This window comes from Variovorax gracilis (assembly GCF_030317115.1).
Lineage (GTDB): Bacteria > Pseudomonadota > Gammaproteobacteria > Burkholderiales > Burkholderiaceae_C > Variovorax > Variovorax gracilis.
The window spans coordinates 183,821-205,257 of sequence record NZ_JASZYF010000004.1 but is presented as its reverse complement, the minus strand read 5'-3'; the positions used below and the strand labels follow the sequence as shown (position 1 = coordinate 205,257).

22 protein-coding genes are annotated in these 21,437 nt (G+C 65.9%); 6 read left to right on the top strand and 16 right to left on the bottom strand.

Annotated features, from left to right (window positions below; all coding sequences use genetic code 11):
• Positions 1-47: 47 nt before the first annotated feature.
• The 9 genes from QTH97_RS10840 to serC all read right to left on the bottom strand — a co-directional run bounded on the left by QTH97_RS10840 (position 48) and on the right by serC (position 9,962).
• The gene (locus QTH97_RS10840; RefSeq protein ID WP_444813422.1) at positions 48-1,238 is read right to left on the bottom strand and encodes an arginine deiminase; all 1,191 of its coding nucleotides are present in this window, start codon (positions 1,236-1,238) and stop codon (positions 48-50) included.
• A gap of 100 nt (positions 1,239-1,338) precedes the next feature.
• Positions 1,339-2,760 carry a basic amino acid/polyamine antiporter gene (locus QTH97_RS10835; protein WP_286568141.1) on the bottom strand — a complete coding sequence of 474 codons (1,422 nt, stop codon included), beginning with the start codon at positions 2,758-2,760 and terminating at the stop codon, positions 1,339-1,341.
• Between the two features lie 204 nt (positions 2,761-2,964).
• Entirely contained in the window at positions 2,965-4,317 is a 1,353-nt protein-coding gene (locus QTH97_RS10830; protein WP_286568140.1) for a tetratricopeptide repeat protein, read from the bottom strand.
• Between the two features lie 90 nt (positions 4,318-4,407).
• A complete protein-coding gene (locus QTH97_RS10825; RefSeq protein WP_286568139.1) occupies positions 4,408-5,454 on the bottom strand; it encodes an AI-2E family transporter in 1,047 nt (348 codons plus the stop codon).
• A 139-nt stretch (positions 5,455-5,593) separates the two neighbouring features.
• Complete coding sequence (locus QTH97_RS10820) at positions 5,594-5,998, bottom strand: hypothetical protein (protein ID WP_286568138.1); 405 nt, start codon at positions 5,996-5,998, stop codon at positions 5,594-5,596.
• 96 nt (positions 5,999-6,094) lie between these two features.
• The gene (locus QTH97_RS10815) at positions 6,095-6,481 is read right to left on the bottom strand and encodes an energy transducer TonB (protein ID WP_286568137.1); all 387 of its coding nucleotides are present in this window, start codon (positions 6,479-6,481) and stop codon (positions 6,095-6,097) included.
• Between the two features lie 102 nt (positions 6,482-6,583).
• Positions 6,584-7,612, bottom strand: a complete 1,029-nt coding sequence (locus QTH97_RS10810) for a class I fructose-bisphosphate aldolase (protein WP_286568136.1) — start codon at positions 7,610-7,612, stop codon at positions 6,584-6,586.
• An 87-nt stretch (positions 7,613-7,699) separates the two neighbouring features.
• A complete protein-coding gene (locus tag QTH97_RS10805; RefSeq protein WP_286568135.1) occupies positions 7,700-8,887 on the bottom strand; it encodes a phosphoglycerate dehydrogenase in 1,188 nt (395 codons plus the stop codon).
• Positions 8,880-9,962: a 3-phosphoserine/phosphohydroxythreonine transaminase gene (serC, locus tag QTH97_RS10800; RefSeq protein ID WP_286568134.1), complete on the bottom strand. Its 1,083-nt coding sequence runs from the start codon at positions 9,960-9,962 to the stop codon at positions 8,880-8,882. Before serC ends, QTH97_RS10805 begins: the two co-directional genes overlap by 8 nt.
• A gap of 268 nt (positions 9,963-10,230) precedes the next feature.
• On the opposite strand from serC, the gene QTH97_RS10795 reads away from it, so the two are divergent.
• Positions 10,231-11,436: a hypothetical protein gene (locus QTH97_RS10795; protein WP_286568133.1), complete on the top strand. Its 1,206-nt coding sequence runs from the start codon at positions 10,231-10,233 to the stop codon at positions 11,434-11,436.
• A 27-nt stretch (positions 11,437-11,463) separates the two neighbouring features.
• On the opposite strand, the gene QTH97_RS10790 is transcribed toward QTH97_RS10795, so the two are convergent.
• Positions 11,464-11,979, bottom strand: a complete 516-nt coding sequence (locus QTH97_RS10790) for a nucleoside deaminase (protein ID WP_286568132.1) — start codon at positions 11,977-11,979, stop codon at positions 11,464-11,466.
• 105 nt (positions 11,980-12,084) lie between these two features.
• On the opposite strand from QTH97_RS10790, the gene QTH97_RS10785 reads away from it, so the two are divergent.
• From QTH97_RS10785 to QTH97_RS10765, 5 genes are read left to right on the top strand one after another with little or no spacing between them, the layout of a single operon-like run.
• The gene (locus QTH97_RS10785) at positions 12,085-12,411 is read left to right on the top strand and encodes an ArsR/SmtB family transcription factor (protein ID WP_286568131.1); all 327 of its coding nucleotides are present in this window, start codon (positions 12,085-12,087) and stop codon (positions 12,409-12,411) included.
• 16 nt (positions 12,412-12,427) lie between these two features.
• The gene (gene arsB, locus QTH97_RS10780) at positions 12,428-13,525 is read left to right on the top strand and encodes an ACR3 family arsenite efflux transporter (protein ID WP_286568130.1); all 1,098 of its coding nucleotides are present in this window, start codon (positions 12,428-12,430) and stop codon (positions 13,523-13,525) included.
• 5 nt (positions 13,526-13,530) lie between these two features.
• The gene (arsC, locus tag QTH97_RS10775) at positions 13,531-13,953 is read left to right on the top strand and encodes an arsenate reductase (glutaredoxin) (protein ID WP_286568129.1); all 423 of its coding nucleotides are present in this window, start codon (positions 13,531-13,533) and stop codon (positions 13,951-13,953) included.
• A complete protein-coding gene (gene arsH, locus QTH97_RS10770) occupies positions 13,946-14,668 on the top strand; it encodes an arsenical resistance protein ArsH (RefSeq protein ID WP_286568128.1) in 723 nt (240 codons plus the stop codon). Before arsC ends, arsH begins: the two co-directional genes overlap by 8 nt.
• A gap of 52 nt (positions 14,669-14,720) precedes the next feature.
• On the top strand, positions 14,721-15,209 hold the full coding sequence (locus tag QTH97_RS10765) for a hypothetical protein (protein ID WP_286568127.1): 489 nt from the start codon (positions 14,721-14,723) through the stop codon (positions 15,207-15,209).
• Positions 15,210-15,231: 22 nt separating this feature from the next.
• On the opposite strand, the gene QTH97_RS10760 is transcribed toward QTH97_RS10765, so the two are convergent.
• From QTH97_RS10760 to QTH97_RS10735, 6 genes are all read right to left on the bottom strand, one after another.
• On the bottom strand, positions 15,232-16,119 hold the full coding sequence (locus QTH97_RS10760; protein WP_286568126.1) for a DUF1932 domain-containing protein: 888 nt from the start codon (positions 16,117-16,119) through the stop codon (positions 15,232-15,234).
• Positions 16,120-16,142: 23 nt separating this feature from the next.
• Complete coding sequence (locus tag QTH97_RS10755; protein WP_444813416.1) at positions 16,143-16,982, bottom strand: metal-dependent hydrolase; 840 nt, start codon at positions 16,980-16,982, stop codon at positions 16,143-16,145.
• 22 nt (positions 16,983-17,004) lie between these two features.
• Positions 17,005-18,003, bottom strand: a complete 999-nt coding sequence (locus tag QTH97_RS10750; protein WP_286568125.1) for a Bug family tripartite tricarboxylate transporter substrate binding protein — start codon at positions 18,001-18,003, stop codon at positions 17,005-17,007.
• Positions 18,004-18,035: 32 nt separating this feature from the next.
• Positions 18,036-19,013: a Bug family tripartite tricarboxylate transporter substrate binding protein gene (locus tag QTH97_RS10745; protein ID WP_286568124.1), complete on the bottom strand. Its 978-nt coding sequence runs from the start codon at positions 19,011-19,013 to the stop codon at positions 18,036-18,038.
• A 126-nt stretch (positions 19,014-19,139) separates the two neighbouring features.
• Positions 19,140-20,423: a gallate dioxygenase gene (locus QTH97_RS10740; RefSeq protein ID WP_286568123.1), complete on the bottom strand. Its 1,284-nt coding sequence runs from the start codon at positions 20,421-20,423 to the stop codon at positions 19,140-19,142.
• Positions 20,424-20,441: 18 nt separating this feature from the next.
• Positions 20,442-21,428 (bottom strand): Bug family tripartite tricarboxylate transporter substrate binding protein, encoded by a 987-nt coding sequence (locus tag QTH97_RS10735; RefSeq protein ID WP_286568122.1) that lies wholly within the window; start codon positions 21,426-21,428, stop codon positions 20,442-20,444.
• Positions 21,429-21,437: the final 9 nt, after the last annotated feature.

Below are 21,437 nucleotides of genomic sequence, written 5' to 3'. Positions count from 1 at the left end.
TCCTATCAATAAATGAACAGGGGCGGCTGCTTCCTGCCGCCCGGCAATCAGAAGTCCACCGGATCCCGGATGATCGGGCAGGTCATGCAATGGCCGCCGCCACGACCGCGCCCGAGCTCGGCGCCGACGATGGTCACCACTTCGATCCCCTGCTTGCGCAGCAGCGTGTTGGTGTAGGTGTTGCGGTCGTACGCATAAACCACGCCCGGCGAGGCGCACACCAGGTTCGCGCCACTGTCCCATTGGGTGCGTTCGCGCTGGTAGTCGCTGCCGCCGGCCTCCACGACGCGCAGCTTCTTGAAGCCCAGCGCCTGTGCGACCACGTCGACAAAGGGCTTGTTCTCGGCATGCAGCTCGACACCGCTCGGATGGCTGCTCGGACGGTAGGAGTAGGTCCGCGTCTGGTTCATGAAGTCGGGCGCGAGCAGCACGCAGTCGCGGTCGGCGAAGGTGAAGACCGTGTCCAGGTGCATCGCCGCACGGATCTTGGGCATGGCCGCGACGATCACGCGCTCGGCCGCGCCTTTCTTGAACAGCGTGGCCGCGAGCTGGCTGATGGCCTGGCGCGAAGTGCGCTCGCTCATGCCGATCAGGACGTTGCCCTTGCCGATGGGCATGACGTCGCCGCCTTCGAGCGTGGCGAGGCCATGGTCTTCGGTCGGGTCGCCCCACCATACGTTCACCTTGCCGGAAAAGTCGGGGTGGAACTTGTAGATGGCAGTGGTGAGGATGGTCTCCTCGTGGCGTGCCGGCCAGTACAGGGGGTTGAGGGTGACACCGCCGTAGATCCAGCAGGTCGTGTCGCGCGTGTAGAGGGTGTTGGGCAGCGGCGGCAGAAGGTACTCGGTGGCGCCCGCCGCTTCACGCACGACTTCGAGTGCCTTGCCGCCGTGGGCTTCCGGGAAATCGTTGGTCGACAGGCCGCCGATCAGGGTCTCGGCCAGCGTGCGGTTGTCGAGTCCTTCGAGGTAGCTGCGCAGCTCGTCGATGAAGCCCAGGCCGACCTGGTTGGGCACGACCTGGTTGTCGAGAATCCATTTCTTGCCCTCCGGCACCGCGACGGTTTCGGCGAGCAGGTTGTGCATCTCGACGACCTCGACGCCGCGATCGCGCATCTTGGTGACGAAGTCGAAGTGGTCGCGCTTGGCGTTTTCCACCCACAGCACGTCGTCGAACAGGAGTTGGTCGCAGTTGCTGGGCGTGAGGCGCGAATGCGCCAGGCCCGGCGCGCACACCATCACCTTGCGCAGTTGGCCGACTTCGGAGTGGACACCGAATGCGGCGGGCTTTGTCTCTGTTGCCATGACGTTCTCCTGTGTGAGTACCCAGCCGGAGTGGCTAGATGGTGATGTAACCCGTGGCGAGCCAGTACAGGCCGATGACGGCACCGATCACCGCGACGATGAAGATGATCCAGTCGATGGCCGTGAAGACCTGCTTGCCCTGTTCGCGGCGCGCCCAGATGTAGAGGATGGTTCCGGGCGCGTAGAGCACGGCGGACAGCAGCAGGAACTTGAGGCCGCCGGCATAGATCATGAAGACCGTGTAGACGCAGGCAATGCCCGCCATGATGAGGTCGCGCTTGCGTTCGCCGGGGCGCATCTGATAGGTCTCGCCGCGCTTCGACAGCATGAAGCCGTAGGCGGCCACGAAGAGGTACGGAATCAGCGCCATTGCGCTGGTGAGATTCAGCATCAGCGAGAACGCATCCCTCGACCAGTAAGTGGTGATGACGATGAGCTGCACGATGATGTTCGACAGCCAGAGCGCATTGGCAGGCACCTTGTTGGCGTTCTCCTTCGCGAAGAGCGCCGGCATGTCCTTCGTCTTCGCGGCAGTGAACAGCACTTCGGCGCAGATGAGCGACCACGCGAGATAGGCGCCCAGCACGGAAATGATGAGCCCGATGCTCACGAAGATCGCGCCCCAGGGCCCCACCACGGCCTCGAGCACCGTGGCCATGGAGGGCTGGCGCATGCCGGCGATCTCGGGCCGGTCCAGCACCGCGTAGGGCAGCATCGTGACGAGCACCATCAGGCCGGTGACACCGATGAAGCCGAGGATCGTGGCCTTGCCGACGTCCGCGCGTTCCTTGGCATAACGCGAATAGACGCTCGCGCCCTCGATACCCAGGAAGACGAAGACGGTGACGAGCATCGTCGCCCGCACCTGCTCGAAGATGCCGCCTTCCAGCCCGCCGCCGTAGAAGTTGCCGCGGAACAGGTCCATCTTGAAGGAGAAGATGAGGATCACGATGAAGACCAGGATCGGGATGATCTTGGCCACCGTGACCACGCTGTTGATGAAGGCTGCCTGTTGCACGCCCTTCAGGATCATGAAGTGGAAGAGCCAGATGCCGATCGATGCCACCACGATCGCGACCACGGTGTTGCCATCACCGAAGACGGGGAAGAACGCGCCCAGCGTGGACTTGATCAGCACCCAATAGGAGACGTTGCCGATGCAGCTTCCGATCCAGTAGCCGAAGGCGGAGAGAAAACCCGGGTAGTCGCCGAATCCGGCCTTGGCATAGGCGAAGACGCCGGCATCGAGATCGGGCTTGCGCTCGGCAAGAGATTGAAAGACTCGCGCCAGCATGTACATGCCCGTGCCGGCGATGAGCCATGCAATGACCGCGCCGAAGGGGCCGGTCGCATTAGCGAAGGTGCGCGGCAACGAGAAGATCCCCGCGCCGACCATGCCGCCCACCACCATCGCGGTGAGTTGCATTCGCGACATTTTCTGTTCAGTCGAAGCCATGGAATTTCCTCACTCGTTTGAATTGATTCGAACTTCAATCCCTGAAGGCCCACGTCGCGCTGGAGCACTGATGAAATGCCGCTTTCAGGGGAAGCAGCAACGGCTTTGCGCGCTCACGACTCATACCTCATACCCGGTGCAAATGAGCATCAGTGGCTCATGCACCTTTGTCAATAGCACCATCGGGCACCGCGCAGCACCCGCCTAGAAGGCCTTGCGCACGTTGATCCACACCTCGGTGGAGCTGTAGTTGAAGCCGACCGAATTGCTCTGGTCCCGGATCCAGAGAATCTCCGGGCGCAGTGTCCATGTCGGCACGAACTCCCAGACCAGATACGCGCCGACTTCGTACAGGTTGTCCCTGCGCCGCAGGATGACGGTGTTGTCGAGCGTGTCGGGATGGAAGTGAACGTTGTCGGCGTTGAAGGAGTCACGCTCCCACCACGCGAAAGTGCCCCAGCTCAGCTTGTTGTTCACGGTGAAGTCCAGGGATACCGTCGCACCATAGACGTCCGAGTCGCCGTCGGGACGGCTCGTCGCGTAGTTGTGCCCGGCGTGCCCCGTGACGGAAAAGCTGCCCTGGCCGTCCATGAACGACCGCACCCAGCCGGCAGTGGCCACGGCGGTGGTGCGGCTTCTGTCACGCAGGTTGCCTTCCGGGTACCGGCGTCGCCGCACGTCCGCGCCCAGCGTGAACTGGTTGTCGGGGTCGTAGCGTATGCGGTAGTCGGTGAAGATGGAGACGTCGTTGCGGTAGTCGCTGTTGCCGCGGTAGCTGGTCCTGCCCCTGAACCCGGCCGCGAGGTTGTTGTCGCCCAGCGTCTTGCTGCCTGCGAGGCTCCAGCGCAGGTCGGAATCGTTCCTGCTCTCGGAGTTGTCGTAGTACCTGAAGCGGTAGTCCAGGTTTGCGTCGATCGCGTAGCCGTTCTGCAGCGCATAGTTCGCGCCGCCGCCCACACGCGCGTTGTAGAAGGTGTCGCGCCGGTCGCCCCCGCCGAATGCATCGGTGCCTCGCGTGGAGTTGACTCGATAGCGGCCAACGCCTGTTTCCGCATAGCCGAAGCCCGTCAGCGCCCTGCCTTCGTCGAGAGACTGCCGCGCTGCCTGGTCGTAGATCTCCACTTGGGACAGAACGTCGGGCGGCAGGTTGTCGAAGCGCAGCACCGTCTCGAACTCGATCTTCGCCTCGGCGTACTGCCCGAGCGCGAAGTAGGCGCGGCCGAGGGCGAGATGCGCAGCAACGTTGTCCGGCTGTGTCGCGAGACTGCGCTCGAACAGCGCCTTGGCCTTTTCGCCGCGCTGGGTGCCGAGCGCGGCGCGGCCCAGCAGGTAGGTGAAGGTGGCATCGTTCGCGCTCGTGGCCTCGAACGGTGCGAGCAGATCGTAGGCTTCCTGGTACTTGCCATCGCGCACCAGTTGCTCGGCACGGGGGACATCGGGATCGGCGGCAAACGCCGGATGGGCGGCCAGGACCACCATCGAAACTGCCAGCATGCGGGCGGCGGAGCGCCACGGCGAATGCGATCGGGCACGGCGGTCGGAACGGATCTTGATCATTGTCAATGTCTCCTTGGACGCTTGGATCTCCCAGGAAAAACATTAAACACTCGACTCCGGTCCGCCCGCAACGCGACCAAAGTGAGGTTGTCAGGGCTGGCCGTTGCGCGACAGGAGCACGGCGAAAGGCCGGGTGCCCGGAAACTCCGAGAAGATGATCGTCAGCATCGCGGTGATCGGCACCGCCAGGAAGGCGCCGGGCACGCCCCACAGCGCCACCCACACCGCGAGGCTCACCAGGATCGCGAAGGGACTGAGATTGAGCGAGTTCCCCATGACGTACGGGTCGATGAAGTTGCCGATGACGAACTGGATCACGGTGAGCCAGAGCAGGATCGGAACGACATGCGACGCATCGCCGAACTGCGCCAGTGCCATCGCGCCGGGCAGCAACACGCTCAGGAACGAGCCGATGTACGGAACGAAATTCAGCAGCACGATCATCACCGCCCAGAACGGCGCGAACTCGAGCCCCGTGAAACGCATGACCACGTAGCTCAGCGCACCGAGCAGCACGCCCAGGAAGGTCTTGAGCGCGAGATAGGCGCCCACCCTGGAGTTGATGTCGGCGATCACCTGCCGGATGCGCTGCGCATGCTGCGGGCTGCTGGCGATGCTGGCGATCTTCGCGTCGAGGTGGGTCCGCTCCACGAGCAGGAAGCAGGCGTAGAGGGCCACGATGACCACACTGGCAAAGATCGACGACACGGACGACAGCGCCGATCCGACCAGTCGCTGAAGGCTCACCTGCGCGAGGAAGTCGCGCCGCAAGGTCGTCCATGTCGGCTCGGCCTCGACATGGAAGAAGACCGCCACCTGTTGCACCGCCGCCAGCAACGACTCCTGGTAGCGCGGTGCCTGGGCGATGACGCTGTCCTTGTTCGCGAGGATCGTGTAGACCACCATGAACAGGCCGAACGCGATGATCAGCACCGACAGGATGGAGATGACGAAAGGCGGAAGGGACGGTCCGACCAGCGGAATCCGTGCGATCAGCCGCGCGAGGCCGAGGATCACGTACACCACGATGACGCTGAACATGATCGGCACGAACACGTCCCGCCCGATGAAGAAGATCCAACCGATCATCAGCGCAATGGCCGTGCCATACACGAAGGTTTGAAACCGGTGGTTCATCTTGAGTGCAGCTCCGCGGGTCGGGGCAAGACCGGGTCGGCCTTGCCGGGGCGGGCCCATCTTATGTGAAGGGCCAGCAAGCGCGGAGCGCATCAAACAGGCAGCGGGCGCTGCGGGGGACGCCGGGCCGGCGCCGGCTTCACAGGTCCTCGATGACCAGCATGCGATAGCGTTGCGCGATGGAATAGGGGGCGCGACGCACCACCTCCATCATCCGTTCCGCCGTCTCCTCGTCCGGCGTCTTCACCAGCAGCGCGTGGTGACCGTCCTTCGCCAGCTTGGTGTAGGCGCGCACCGTGGCGCCCTCGGTGCCGGCGGAAGGAAGAGGGTCGTCGGCGTCGCTGACAGTGGGCGTGATTTGCGAGAAGATCGTCGCAGGGGTCAGCAGGAACACTTCGCTGTCCTGCAGCCGTGTGCTCAATTCAGTGCCCACCGAGGCCGCCGTGGCTTCGTCCGGAAACATCACCATCGAGTAGCCGGTCGGATAGAAGGCGCCGCCGATGGTGGCGACCATGGAAGGGTCGAGGCTGAAGGAGGTCAACATGAGGGATCCTGTTTATGCAACAGCCTTCATGGTCTCGCCGCGAGGCAGGCCCCCAAGTAGGAATAGCCCGGCATCGTGCGCCGGCCGCGACAGCGCCTAGTTGAGCGTCGCCTGCGGAGGCGGCGACGTGATGAAGAAGCGCATCGGCACCTCCCGCCAGACCACCCTGCCGTCGTCGGGCGTCGGCTTGAACTTCCATTTCCAGACCGTCTCGGTGGCCGAACGGTCCAGGCGTGCATAGCCGCTCGACTGCTTCACCTCGATGGCCACAGGCCGGCCGTCCGGCGTCGTTCGCACGTGCAGCAGTACCGTTCCCTGCTCACCCTTCTCTCGCGATTCAGCCGGATAGGGCGCGTTCGGATTCGGCGGGTTCGGCGCCCATTCGCCAGGTTGCCCGGCGGGCGGCGCTTCGCAAGCAATCAACAGCGCGGCGGCGCCGCTTGCAAGCAATGCCTTGCCGCATTGCCAGTGGCGGGTATTCATCGGATCTTCCCCTGCATCGTGAATGAATCTTCGGAGCCCCGAATGTCGTCACGCGAATTCAGGCGTGCGCCGATGCTACCCGGCGGGTACGGCGTGTTTCGATCATCGATCCTCGTCGCTCTCCATCGCCGCGTCGTACTTCCCCTCGCTCGCCGCCCCATTGAGCCGCGCGCGCTTGCGCAGCGCGTCCTGGGCCGGGCGAGCCAGATCGGCCTTGCCTTGCCAGGCCTGCAGTGCCGGGTCCTGCAGGGCGCGCCCGTAGGAGAAGCTCAGGTTCCAGGGCTGCGGCCCCAGACGGTTGAGGGCGTCCAGGTTGGCCGTCGCTTCGGAAGGCGACTGCCCTCCCGACAGGAAGTTGATGCTCGGCACCGCGGCAGGGACCGTGCGGCGCAGGACCCGAAGGGTTTGCGCGGCCACCTCGGGCGGCGTCGCCTGCCGGGCATGGCTCTTTCCGGGCACCACCATGCTCGGCTTGAGCAGGATGTGCTCCAGCACCACATGGTGCCGCTGCAGCGCATGGAACACCTCGTGCAGCACCTCCTGCGTGACCTCGGCGCAGCGGGCGATCGTGTGGTCCCCGTCGATCAGGACTTCCGGCTCGACGATGGGCACCACCCCCAGTTCCTGGCACACGGCGGCGTAGCGCGCGAGTGCTTCCGCGTTGGCTTCGATCGCTGCCCGGCCGGGCAGCGCGTCAGAGACGTTGTAGACGGCGCGCCACTTCGCAAAGCGCGCGCCCTGCTGCTTGTAGCCCTGGAGCCGTTGCGCCAGGCCGTCCAGCCCCAGCGTGATTTCGTCGCCCGGCGCCAGTGCCAGCGGAACCTTGCCGGCATCGACCTTGATGCCCGGCACGATGCCCTGTCGCGCCGCCAGTTGCGGCAAGGGCTCGCCATCCGCGGCATGCTGGCCCAGCGTCTCCTCGTACAGGATCACGCCGCTGACGTGCTGCCCGAGGTCCGGTGTCGAGAGGAGCAGACTGCGATAGGCGCGCCGGTTGTTCTCCGTGGACTCCACGCCGATCGACTTGAATCGCTTGGCGATCGTCGGGCCGCTTTCGTCGGCGGCGAGGATACCCCTGCCCTTCTGGACCAGCGCTTTGACTGTGGCTTCAAGTTCGCTCGTAATGGGCATGGTGTGTCTCCGTTCGGGAGGCCAGTCTCCCGCCGGGGGGCATCGGGATGCAAGTGCCCCTTCCCGGCGTGGTGCCAAAAAGAGAGGCTAGAGCGACGCGCGCGGCAGGTAGCGCGCCGACAGCACCCCGTCGATCGAGGCGATGTCGGCCAGCACGGCCGGGCTCACGGCGCTGTCGATATCGACCAGCGTGTAGGCCATGTCGCCACGCGACTTGTTGACCATGTTGTGGATGTTCAGGCCGGCATTCGCCATCGCGGTGGAAATCTGGCCGAGCATGTTGGGCACATTGGCGTTGGCGATGGCCACGCGATAGGCCGATTCGCGCCCCATGCTGACGCTCGGGAAGTTCACCGCGTTGGCGATGTTGCCGTCCTCCAGGAAGTCCCGCAGCTGGTCGGCGACCATGACGGCGCAGTTCTCTTCCGCCTCGCGCGTGGAGGCGCCCAGGTGCGGCAGGCACACGATGCGCTCGTGCCCCAGCAGGGCGGCGCTCGGGAAGTCGCATACATAGCGCCCCAGGTGCCCCGCGGCCAGCGATGCCAGCACCGCCTCGTTGCTGACCACGCCCTCGCGCGAGAAGTTCAGCAGCACCGCGCCGGGGGGCATCAGGCGGATGTTGTCCGCGTTGACCATGTTTCGGGTGGCATCCACCAGCGGCACGTGCAAGGTCACGAACTGCGCGTTGCGCAGCACGTCCGCCACGCTCGCGGCCTTCCGCACCTGCGACGGCAGGCTCCACGCGGCATCGACGGTGATGTCGGGGTCGTGGCCGAGCACGTTCATGCCCAGCTTGATCGCCGCGTCGGCCACCAGGCAGCCGATCTTGCCCAGGCCCGCGATGCCCAGCGTCTGGCCGGCCAGCTCGAAGCCGGCAAAGGCGCTCTTGCCGTTCTCGATCATCTTCTCCATGTCGGCGCGGCCGGGGCCCAACTCGTCGACGAAGCGCAAGGCACCGGAGAGGTTGCGCGCGGCCATCAGCATCGCCGCCACCACCAGTTCCTTGACCGCGTTGGCGTTGGCGCCTGGCGCGTTGAACACCGGCACACCGCGCTCGCTCATCGCCTTGACCGGGATGTTGTTGGTACCGGCACCGGCACGGGCGATGGCCCGCACGCTGTGCGGAATGTCCATCGCGTGCATGTCGGCCGATCGCACGAGCACCGCGTCAGGCGCCGTCACGTCCTTGCCCGTCACGTAGCGATCAGCCGGCAGTCGCTGCAGCCCCCTGGCCGAGACCTCGTTGAGCACCAGGATCTTGAGCCGGTCAGCCATGGCTGACCTCGAACTCCTTCATGTACTCGACGAGCGCTTCCACGCCTTCGATCGGCATTGCGTTGTAGATCGACGCTCGCATCCCGCCGACCGACCGGTGGCCCTTGAGTTGCACCATGCCGCGAGCCTGCGCGCCCTTGAGGAAAGACTCGTCGAGCGACTCGTCGCGCAGCTTGAAGGGCACATTCATCAGCGATCGGTCCTCGCGCGCCACCGGGTTGTAGAAGAAGGAGGTGGTCTCCAGGTGGTCGTAAAGCACCGCGGCCTTCTTGCGGTTGTGCGCTTCCATCGCCTTCAGCCCGCCCTGCGCCTTGATCCAGTTGAACACCAGGCCGGCGATGTAGATCGTGTAGGTCGGCGGCGTGTTGAACATCGAGTCGTTGTCGGCCTGGATCTTGTAGTCGAAGGCAGAAGGCGTGATCGGCAGCGCCTGCCCGATCAGGTCGTCGCGCACGATCACCATCGTGACCCCCGCCGGCCCGACGTTCTTTTGCGCGCCCCCGTAGATCAGGCCGTAGCGGCCCACGTCGACCGGGCGCGACATGAAGTTGCTCGACATGTCGGCCACCAGCGGCACGTCGCCGGTGTCGGGCGTCCAGTGGTATTCGACGCCGCCGATGGTCTCGTTCGAGCAGATGTGAACGTAGGCAGCATCCGGATCGAGCTTCCAGGTGTCCTGCCGCGGCACGCTGGCGTAGCCGCCCGCCTCGCTGCTGGCGGCCACGTTGACCTTGCAGTACTTCTTCGCTTCCTTGATCGATTTCTTCGACCATTCGCCGGTGTCGATGTAGTCGGCGCTCGCGCGGCCGCGCAGCATGTTCATCGGCACGATGGCGTTCTCGCCGATGGCGCCGCCCTGCAGGAACAGCACCTTGTAGTTGGCCGGCACTCCCAGCAACTCGCGCAGCAGGCTCTCGGCCTCGGCGTGGATGGAGATGAACTCCTTCCCACGGTGGCTCATCTCCATGACCGACATGCCGCTGCCTCGCCAGTCGAGCATCTCGTCGGCCGCCTGGCGAAGCACGGATTCGGGCAGGGTCGCGGGGCCCGCGCTGAAGTTGAAGACACGCGTCATGTATGAGTCTCCTGGAAATGGCGAGGAAGGTCGCCATTCGACAGGACGTCGACGCAAAAAGCAACGGCTTGCCCGGCCGGCTCCCGTAACAGCCGGCGCACGCTCGGGCGGGCGCGCGAGAAGCATCGCATCCGACGCAGTACGGGTACCATGAACGCGTACCCATTGACGACTTCGCTCCCGGTCCGCTTCCGCGTCGGCGTCGGCATCGCTGCCGAAGGCCTTCCGCGTGACGCGCCGCCGAAGCAATGACGAGGGCCGCGACAAAATGGTTCCAGCGCACTCCCGCGACCACCCGCTCGCGGATGAATCGGCCGACTTCTCGCTCTTCCTGGGCGGGCCCCTGCACCAACTCTGGCGACGCACCCGGTTGTCCGGCAATGCGCTGGAGATGTTGCATCGGCGCGTCTTCTGGATCGTGCTGTTCGCATGGGCGCCGCTGCTGTTGCTGTCGATCACCGAGGGGCAGGCCTGGGGCCGCAGCGTGGACATGCCCTTCCTGCGCGACATCGAAACGCACGTGCGCCTGCTGGTCGCGCTGCCGCTCCTGGTGGCCGCAGAACTGATCGTCCACCGGCGCATGCGATTGGTGACGAGCCAGTTCCTCGAGCACGGGCTGATACCGGATGCCGCGCGACCGCAGTTCGACGAGGCCGTTACCTCGGCCATGCGCCTGCGCAATTCGGTCGCGGCCGAGGTGCTGCTGATAGCGATCGTCTACACCGCCGGCCTGCTGTTCACCTGGCGGGCGCAGCTGGAGCTCGGTGTGTCGAGCTGGCATGGCGTGACGTCCGAAGCCAGGTTCCGGCCATCTCTGGCCGGCTGGTGGCTGGACTTCGTGAGCTTGCCGCTGTTCCAGTTCCTCCTGTTGCGCTGGTATTTCCGCTTGTTCATCTGGGCTCGCTTCCTGTGGCACGTGTCGCGCATCGACCTGAAACTGGTGCCCACCCATCCTGATCGCTGTGCCGGCCTGGGCTTTCTGTCGTTGGTGCGCGTCACGTTTGCGCCGTTCCTCCTGGCGCAGGGCGCTCTGCTCGCCGGCATGATCGCCGACCGCATCCTCTATGGCGGCGCCAATCTGCTCGATTTCGAAGTCGAGCTCATCGGGATCGTGGCCGTGATGGTGTTCGTCGTGCTGGGCCCGCTGCTCGCCTTCAGCATTCAGCTCGATGCGGCAGCGCGCGCGGGCAAGCGCGAATACGGCGCGCTGGCGCAACGCTACGTGCGCGAGTTCGACCAGAAGTGGGTGCGCGGCGAACCGCCCGACGAGTCGCTGCTCGGAAACAAGGACATCCAGTCCCTGGCCGACATCGGCCACAGCTTCGTCGTGGTGGAGGAGATGCGATGGGCGCCCTTCACCTGGCACACCGTCCTTCAGTTGGCGATCACCACGCTGCTGCCCGTGCTGCCGCTCACGCTGACGATGTTCTCGGCGACCGACCTGATCAATCGCGTGCTGAAGGTCTTCTTCTGACCGCCGGCATGGGCGAGGCCAGCCCCTTCAGCGCGTCGCCCAGAACGCTCGCTGCATCTCGATGGTCTCCGGCGCGATCTCGACCACCGGCCCGATCAGCTCCACCGGCTTCTGGCAGTGGTCGAAGACGTAGCGCGACGACACGCTCATCGTGGGGTTCTCGGCATGGCTGCCGGTCTCGGCGAGCAATTGCGCCTCCGTCATGCCATACACCACGCGCCCGATGTTGGCCCAGTAGGCCGTGCCCGCACACATGCAGCAGGGCTCGACGGCGGTGTAGAGCGTGCAGCCCCAGAGAAACTCGGGCGTGTAGTTGGTCGCGGCCACGCGCGCCAGCGTCGACTCGGCATGGTTGACGGTGTCGATGTTGCACTGCTCCAGCAGCACGGTCTCGTTGTCGGGTCCGACCAGCACGGCGCCGAAGGGGTGGTGGCCGAGGGCGATGGCGCGACGGGCCACCTCGTTGGAACGGCGCAGGTGGCGCACCATCTGTTCGAGCGTGGGGCGCGGGCCCTGGGGCGGCAGGGGATGGGTTTCGGACATGGCGGGTACTCCTCGGGGGGCGATGCTCTCACATCGGATTTCGAGGGCGTCCGCCCCCGTCGACGGACGCTTGCTTCGGATCATTAATTCGATTATTCTCGAATTATGGAAATCAACCAGGTCGTCCAGGCCCTCTCCGCGCTGGCCCATCCGCTGCGCCTCGAAGTATTTCGCGCCTTGGTGGTCGCCGGCCAGGGCGGCCTTACGCCCGGTGTCATGCAGGAAGCCATGGACGTGCCCCCGGCCACCTTGTCGTTTCACCTCAAGGAACTGGCGAACTCCGGGCTCGTGAGTCAGGAGCGAGCCAGCCGGAACCTCATCTACCGGGCCGAGTACGACAACATGAATGCACTGCTCGGCTACCTCACCGACAACTGTTGCCAGGGTGCAGCGTGCGCCGTGGACACCACTGGCAGTGCGTGCAAGTGCTGACGCTGCCGCCTGCTCCATGAGCACGCCGCCACTCTCGGTCGGGGGTGCGCCGGCCGCGAAGCCCGCCATCAGCTTCTTCGAACGCTACCTGACCCTCTGGGTCGGGCTTTGCATCGTTGCGGGCATCTGGCTCGGACAGGCATGGCCCAGTCTCTTCCAGGCCGTGGCGAGGCTTGAAGTCGCCAAGGTCAACGTGCCCGTCGGGGTCCTGATCTGGGTCATGATCATTCCGATGCTGCTGAAGATCGACTTCAGCGCGCTGGGCCAGGTCGCGTCGCAATGGCGGGGCATCGGCGTCACCCTGTTCATCAACTGGGCAGTGAAGCCGTTCTCGATGGCATTGCTTGGCTGGATCTTCATCCGCCACGTGTTTGCGCCCTACCTTCCCGCCGACCAGTTGGACAACTACGTGGCCGGACTCATCCTGCTCGCAGCCGCACCCTGCACCGCGATGGTGTTCGTGTGGAGCCAGCTCTGCAAGGGCGACCCGTACTTCACGCTGTCGCAGGTGGCCTTGAACGACGCGATCATGGTGGTGGCGTTCGCGCCCATCGTCGCGCTGCTGCTCGGGCTCTCTTCCATCGCAGTGCCTTGGGACACACTGCTCGCATCGGTCGGCCTCTACATCGTGGTGCCCGTCGTCGTTGCGCAGCTCTGGCGCAAGGTCTTGATGCGCCGAGGCGTCGAGCGCTTTCAGGCCGTGGCCGAGCGACTCGGCCCGTTCTCGATCTCGGCGCTCCTGGTGACGCTGGTTCTTCTCTTTGCTTTCCAGGGTGAATCCATCCTTGAGCAGCCGCTGGTGATCGCACTTCTTGCAGTGCCCATCCTCATTCAAGTCATCGCGAACTCGGGCCTGGCCTATCTGCTCAACCGCAGGCTCGGCGTCGCGCACTGCGTGGCCGGGCCGTCCGCGCTGATCGGAGCAAGCAACTTCTTCGAGCTGGCAGTGGCCACCGCCATCAGCCTGTTCGGCTTCCAGTCCGGCGCTGCGCTGGCCACGGTGGTCGGCGTGCTCATCGAAGTTCCCCTGATGCTCGCAGTGGTGGCCGTCGTGAACCGGACGCAAGGCTGGTATGAAGACGGCCAACGGCCACCCGAGCCGAAGTCGATCTGAATACCATGACTGAAATCACGATCTATCACAACCCGTCCTGCGGGACGTCACGCAACACGCTGGCGCTGATCCGGCATGGCGGCCTGGAGCCGCAGGTGATCGAATACCTCAAGACACCACCGAGCAAGGATCGTCTTCGGGCGCTCATTCAGTCGATGGGTATCCCCGTGCGTGCGCTGCTGCGCGAAAAGGGAACGCCCTACGCCGAACTGCGCCTGGAGGACCCGAAGTGGTCCGACGAGGACCTGCTCGACTTCATGCTCGCGCACCCCATCCTCATCAATCGGCCGATCGTCGTGACGCCCCTGGGGACGAGGCTCTGCCGCCCCTCGGAAGCGGTGCTGGAGATCCTCCCGACGCCGAAGCTCACGCCCTTCACCAAAGAGGACGGGCAGCTCGTGGTCGACGAGGGTGTGCGTCGTGCTTGAAAAGCCGCCCACCTTCCCCGCGCTCGACGCGGCGCTGTTCGAGGTCCCGACGCGGGAGCGACTCGTCGCCCGCGAGCCCTCCGTGCACCGCCCGCGTTTCCTCATGCTTTACGGCTCCCTGCGCGAGCGCTCGTACAGCAAGCTCCTGACGCTGGAAGCGGCGCGACTGCTCGAAGCCATGGGCGGCGAAGTGAGGATCTTCAACCCCGCGGGCCTGCCGTTGCCCGACAGCGTCCCGGACACCGACCCCAAGGTCCAGGAACTGCGCAAGCTCGCCGAGTGGTCCGAAGGCATGGTGTGGACCTCTCCCGAGCGGCACGGCGCCATGACCGGCATCATGAAGGCGCAGATCGACTGGATTCCGCTGGCCCTCGGAGCGGTGCGGCCGACGCAGGGCAAGACCCTGGCGGTCATGGAAGTCTCCGGCGGCTCGCAATCGTTCAACGCCATCAACCAGATGCGCGTGCTCGGCCGCTGGATGCGGATGCTGACCATCCCCAACCAGTCGTCCGTGGCCAAGGCCTACCTCGAGTTCGACGAAGCCGGCCGCATGAAGCCCTCGAGCTACTACGACCGTGTAGTCGACGTGATGGAAGAACTGTTCAAGTTCACCCTGCTCACGCGCGACCTCAGCCCCTACCTGACGGACCGTTACAGCGAGCGCAAGGAGAGTGCCGAAGCGTTGTCCAGGCGGGTCGGCCAACGCGGGATCTGACGCGCCGCGACGAATTTGACGCAGTTCGGAAGCGCCGTGCCGCGCACTTGTCATGCAAGTCGCCAAGTCGGACGTACACTGCGCCGGCATTTTCCCCGTGCGCTCCAGACCAACATCGCTGTCCATGAACATCCGCTTTGCAGACTCCGTTCCACAGGCCCTGACCGACGAGGCCGCCGCCGTTGCCCGGCAGAAGAAGGAACTACTCACTCGCCCGCAAAAGCTGCCCGCGTTTTCCATGGAACTCCGCGCGCGGGAAGGCCATGTCTTCAAGGTCGGGCAGCGATTGACGATGGCACTTCCGGCCATCGACCGCTATCTCGCAGCGCCGACTGCGGACGTTCCGCTGCATGCGCCCGATGGCGAGGAGGTGCGCGCGGTTCCCACGGCCACCCAACTCAAGGTGATGCTTCGCGCGCACTACAGCGGCGCCACTGTCAACGTGATCATCCTGTCGGTGGAACCGGCGCCTGTGCACGCAGGCAATCGCGAGGCGGTCTGGAAGGAAGCAGCGGCGACCGCGCGCGTCGTGTTCCAGTGAGGCGCGCGCGAGGAGCGCAGCCTTACCCGCCCTTCCTCGCCCCGATCAGACGGTCCGCATAAGCCTCCCAGGGGCTGTTGCCGTCCAAACCCTCGAAGACGCCGGCCCGCGCCTGCCGGGCAACCCAGTCCTGCTTGTTCGCGATGGCGGCCGCCATGAGAGGCTCGAAGCCCGCCTCGCTCACGGTCTGCGCCGCTTCGCGCATTTCCTCCGCACGGCGCTTGCCGTGCTGCACCACGCGGCTGAAGAAGTAGGCGCCTTGCCGATCCCAGTCGATCTGCGGAAAGGTCTCCTTCAGGGTGGGCAGCACGTGCGCCTCGACCCCAAGGCTGCGCGCCGTGGCGTAGCTCTCGATGACGAGCGCCTCCAGCCCCTTGATCATGATGCTGCGGCTCATCTTGATGGCCGACGCGACGCCGATGCGGTCGCTCACCGCGCGCGCATCCATGCCCCAGCTACCCAGCGTCCCCGCGAGTGCCTCTGCCTGAGTACCGCCCAACAGCATTGGCACGCGGATGCCGTAGGGCGGCACAGAGGTCATGACGCCGGCCTCGACGTAGCCGACGCCCGCGGCTTCGAGCGCGGCGGCTGCACGCTGCTTGGTGCCGGGTGATGCAGAGTTGAGGTCGAGGAAGCGGGCGCCGGCCCGTGCGTACCGCGCGGCTTCCTCGGCGACCGCGAACGTGTTGGACGCGGTCACCGCCGAGATCAGCAGGTCCGCATGGGCGCACAAGCCGGTCATCCCGTCCGCAGCACGCATGCCATCCGCCTCGGCGGCAGCTCGCGCGGCGGGATCGGCAAACCGCAGGTCCCATGCCCAGACGGCATCGATGCCCGCCTGCTTCAGCAAGCCGCGTCCGAAGATGCCGCCCACTTCGCCATAGCCGATGATTCCGAGCGTCAATCCCATGGGATGTTCTCCTTGGCGGTCGTTCAGAACGTTGCCTTTTCGCCCGGCTTGAGAGGCAGGACCCGCGTGCCGGTCTCGCCGAGCGCCTGGATGTATTCCGCGGGCGTTCCCTTGCCCAGCGGATTGGCGCCATAGTGCATCGGAATCACGGCCCTGGGCTTGAGCCACTCGCGGGTGGCGTAGGCCGCATCTGCGGGCCCCATGGTGAAGTGGCCGCCGATCGGCATGAGCACGAGGTCGGGCTTGTAGTGGTCGGCGATGAACTTCATGTCCATGAACAGCCCCGTGTCGCCCATGTGGTAGATGCGGAAGCCGTTCTCCAGCTCGATGATGTAGCCCACCGGTTCGCCGCCCGGATGCGCCTCGTCCTTGCCGGTCGCCGGGTTCTTCCACACGACGATCGACGAATGCTCGGCATGCACGGCCGTGACCTTGATGCCCGGCGCCGGCGTCACCGTGCCGCTCTTGTTGAAGCGCGGAACGAGGTTGGCGGGCAGGATGCCGAGCAGCCCGACCGTCTGGTTCATGTCACCCGGCGCATACATCGGCACCCTGTGCATGAGGGCCAGCTCGGGAGCATCCGCGAAGTGGTCCAGGTGCCCATGCGTCACGAGCAGCACGTCCACCTTTCCCAATGCGTCGAGGTTCTTGTATTCCGCGGGGGTCAGCGGGTTCTGCCGCAGCCAGGGATCGGTGACGATCACCTTGCCTCCGGGCGTGGTGATGCGGAAAGCCGACTGGCCCAGCCAAAGGACCTCTGTCTTGCCGGCCGCCGGCTGCGCCGTTGCCGCGGATTGCGCCATCGCCATCGGCAAGAGTGCCGCCAACGCCAGCGCGGACAGGAATCGACGCAATGCCTTCATTTCTTCTCCTCGTTCTTCTGGATCAATCGATGGTGATGCCGGCCGACCTGACCACGCGGTCCCAGCGCTTGATTTCGCTCGCGATCAGTTGGCCGAAGGCCTGCGGCGTGGCGGGCGTGGCCTCCGCGCCCTCGGCCGCGAGGCGCGTCTTGACTTCCGCCGACTCCAGCGACCGGTTGATCTGCTGGTTGAGCATCGAGACGATCTCCGCCGGCGTGCCGGCCGGTGCGGCGACGCCATACCACTGGTCGGCCTCGAAGCCCTTGGTGCCGGCGACACCGCTCTCTGCCACCGTCGGCACGTCCGGCAGCAGCGCGATGCGGCGCGGGCTCGAAACGGCCAGCGCGCGGATCTTCCCGGCCTTGATGTGCGGCAGCAGCGCCGGAGCGCCCGTGAAGAGCACCTGGACCTGCCCGGCCAGGAGGTCGTTCACGGCCGGCGCGGTGCCGCGGTAAGGGATGTGCAGGAACGAACACTCGGTCTGCAGCTTCAGGTACTCCATGGTGATGTGCGCAGCGCTGCCGTTGCCGCCGGAGCCGTAGGCGAGTTGGCCGGGACGCGCTTTCGCCAGCGCGATCAGCTCGGCCAGCGTGCGCGCCGGCACCGACGAATGGACCACGAGCACGTTCGGCACGCGCGCCACCCACGCCACGGGCGCGAAGCTCCGCACCGGGTCGTAGCCCAGCCTGGGATAGAGCGACGGATTGATGGCCAGCGTTCCGATGTGTCCCATGAGCAGGGTGTAGCCATCCGCCGGTGCCCTCGCGACTTTTTCCGCGCCGACCGATCCGCCCGCCCCTGGGATGTTCTCGACCACGACGGCCTGGCCCCAGGCGCGGCCCAGTTCCTGTCCGATGCTCCGGGCCAGCACGTCGGTGGAGCCTCCGGGCGTGAACGGCACGATGAGGTGCGGTGGCCGGGTCGGATAGGAGGCCTGCGCCATGGCGTGGCGGGCTGCCGGCAGCAGCATGCCGCCGGCGATCGACAGGCACGCCCGGCGGCGGTTGATCGGGAATGTCATGTTCAGGGACCGCGCGGGTGCCGGGCTCGGGTTCAGTCGGGCTTGATGTTGGCTTCACGAATCAGCTTGCCGTAGCGCGCGGCGTCGTCCTTGACCAGCTTGCCGAACAGCTCGGGTGCACCGGGCAACGCCACGCCGCCGGCCGCTGCCAACTGGTCTCGCACCTCGCTCGATTCGAGCGCCTTCTGCACGGCCTCGTGGACCTTCGCCAGGATCGGCTTCAGCAGGCCCGCCGGCGCGACGAAGCCATACCAGACGCTGGACTCGAATCCGGGATAGCCCGACTCCGCCACGGTCGGCACGCCCGGCAGCACCGCGGAGCGCTCGGGGCTCATGACGGCCAGCACGCGCAGCTTGCCGCCCTTCACCAGCGGCAGCGCTTCCAGCGCATTCACCGCCACGACGTCGACGTGGCCGCCGAGCACATCGGTGAGTGCCTGCGCGCCGCCCTTGTACGGCACGTGCCGCCATGAGAGCCCGGCCGTGTGCTGGAACAGTTCCATCGCCAGATGCGGTGTCGAGCCGTTGCCCGGCGTCGCGACGCTGATGGTGCCGGGCTTGGCCTTGGTCGCCGCCGACAACTGCGCCAGCGTCTTGATCTCCGAGCCCTCGCGCACGGCCAGCACCACGGGCACCCTTCCAACCAGTGACACCGGCGTCAGGTCGCGCTCCAGGTCGTAGGGCGCCGGCTGGAACAGCGATGGATTCACGGCGAGCGCGTTGGCCGCCAGCAGCAGCGTGTAGCCGTCGGGCGGGCTGGCGATGAGCGCCTTGACGGCGATGTTCGTGCCGGCGCCCGGCTTGTTCTCGACGATGACGGGCTGGCCGAGAGTGGCGGCCATGCGCTGGCCGACCGAACGTGCGATGGCGTCCACCGCGCCGCCGGCGCTGTAGCCGACAAGGATCTTGATCGGCTTGGATGGAAAGGCATCGGCCGCCGTCGCGCTCAGGGTGGCGAGGGGCAGCGATGCGACGAGCGCGAATGCGCAACGAAAGAGAAAGGATCTCATGGGTGGTTCCGAAGGTTCAACGAATGGAGGGCAAGAAACCCCGCGGAGCCGGCTCCGCCGGTCCGCAGGGGTTGCCCCCGGAGAGGGGGTAGGCGGCCACACGAAGTGGGCAAGCCTGGGGGTGGGTCATTTGTCCCAAACCTGTGCCTTGGCATCCTTGCCGGCGACCGAATAGAGGGCGCCGGGGGCATTGCGCGTCTGCTGGAATGCTTCCAGCGTCTGGCCGCGCATGGCGGCGTAGATGTGCAAATTCGATACGCCGATGACCGCACCGAGCTTCTCCAGCATGAAGAAGATGACGCCGTAGTGGATCAGGCCGCGCCAGTCGCGCCGGCGCACCAGGTCGCGCTCCTGCGGCGTCAGCCCCGCCGCCTCGAAGGCGGCTTCCTCATCCGCGAGGAACTGCGCCCGGTGTTCGGGACGCGTCATGCCGTGCAGGAACTTGTTGAGGCGGTAGGCGCGCACGCTGGTCTCCAGAGAGAACGGATAGGTGCCCTCGAGCGCTTCGACGCCCGCAAGTTGCTGGTCCATGTGGCGCCGATGCCGCTCCACCTCGCCGGCCATCGGCGGGCTCGCAAGGTTCTCGTAGATCTGGGTCGCGATGCCGGTCATCGACGGCAGGTAGTAGCTCTGGTGCGTCTTGCGCACGTTGGACGACAGGGCGCCGCGCATGACCAGCCACATGATGACTTCGGCGCCTTCCATGCCGCCGAGAGTCGCCAGCTCGGCCTGCGTCATCTCGGTGAGCCTCACCGGGTCGTTCTCGATCAGGTCGAGGAACTGCGCGTCCCATGCAGGGTTGTTGAAGCCCGCGCGCTCGCCGTGCACCTGGTGCGACAGCCCGCCGGTGGCGACGATGGCGACCTTCAGGTCTTCAGGATAGCTTTCGATGGCGCGACGCAGCGCCTGCCCGAGGCGGTAGCAGCGCCGCGCCGATGGCACGGGCGACTGCAGCACGCCGACCTGCAACGGGATCACCGGCACCGTCCAATCGGGCTTGTGAGGGCACAGCAGCGACAGCGGCGAGAAGACGCCGTGGTCCAGCGCGCGGTCCTGGAAAAAGGACATGTCGAACTCGTCCGCCACCAGCGAACGGCCGATGTGCCGCGCCAGCGCGGGGTGCCCGGCCACGGATGGCAGGTCGCGTGCGCCACCGCCCTCGTCCGCCACCGCATGACGCTCGCCCACACCCAGGGCGAAGGCCGAGTAGTGGTCGAAAAAGAAGGAGCTGACATGGTCGTTGTAGATGAAGAACAGCACGTCCGGCTGTTGTTCGGCCAGCCAGCGCTGCACCGGCTCGAAGTCCTTGAAGATGGGTGCCCAGACCGGGTCGTCCTGCTTGTTCTTGTCGAAGGCGAAGCCGATGGTCGGAGTGTGGGAGCAGGCGACGGCGCCGATGATGCGAGCCATGATGAGTCCTTGTTGGTTTCAGTCGAGCGAGACGTTCGCCTGCTTGATCACCGCGGCCATGCGCTTGGACTCGCCCTGCACGTACAGCTCGAACTTGTCGCGCGTGACCGGGAAGGGCTCATAGCCGAAGGCGACGAACTTGGCCTTGAAATCGGGATCGGCCAGCGCCTTCTCCACATCGCGCCGGATCTTGTCGCTCACGGCGCGTGGCAGTCCAGCGGGAGCGGCCAGCGTCGTCCAGCCGACGACCTCGAAGCCGGCGGGACCGCCGGATTCGGCCACCGTCGGCACGTCCGGGAACGCCGGATGGCGTTGCGGCGCGGCCACGGCCAGGTAGCGCAGCTTGCCGGCCCGCTGCATCGCGCCCGCCGAGCCCAGCGTGCCGAGCGCAAAGGACAGCTCGTTGGTCGCGACGCTGGTGTAGAGCTGCGTGGTCTCCTTGTAGATGACGTGCGTCATCTGGGTACCCGTCATCGTCTCGAACAGCGCCGACCCCAGGTGCACCGGATTGCCGATGGACCACGAGCCGTAGTTGAGCTTGCCAGGGTTGGCCTTGGCATCGGCCACGATCTGCCCGACCGACTTGTACTTGCTGTCCGTCGCCACGGTGAAGAAGAAGTTGGTGCGGAACAGCGGCGCAATCTGCTCGAAGTCCTTCACCGGGTCGTAGGGCAGCTTCTTGAACAGGTACGGATACGCGACGAGGTGGACGTTGTCGAGCTGGATCAGGTCGTGCCCATCGGTGGCGCCGCGCCTGAACGCATCGATGGCGATGAATCCGTTGCCGCCGGGTCGGTTCTCGACCGTCACCGGCTTGCCCCATGTGCGGCTGAGCTTGTCGGCCAGGAGGCGCACCACGCCTTCAGGGCCGCTGCCGACCGGGAAGGGCGTGATGATGCGCACCGGCCGGGTGGGGAAATCCTGCGAATGGGAAGGCGTTGCGGCCAGGGTCAGCACGGCGGCCGCGAGAGTCGCCAGGGCCGTGGATGCGTTGAGTTTCTTCATGGTGTCTCC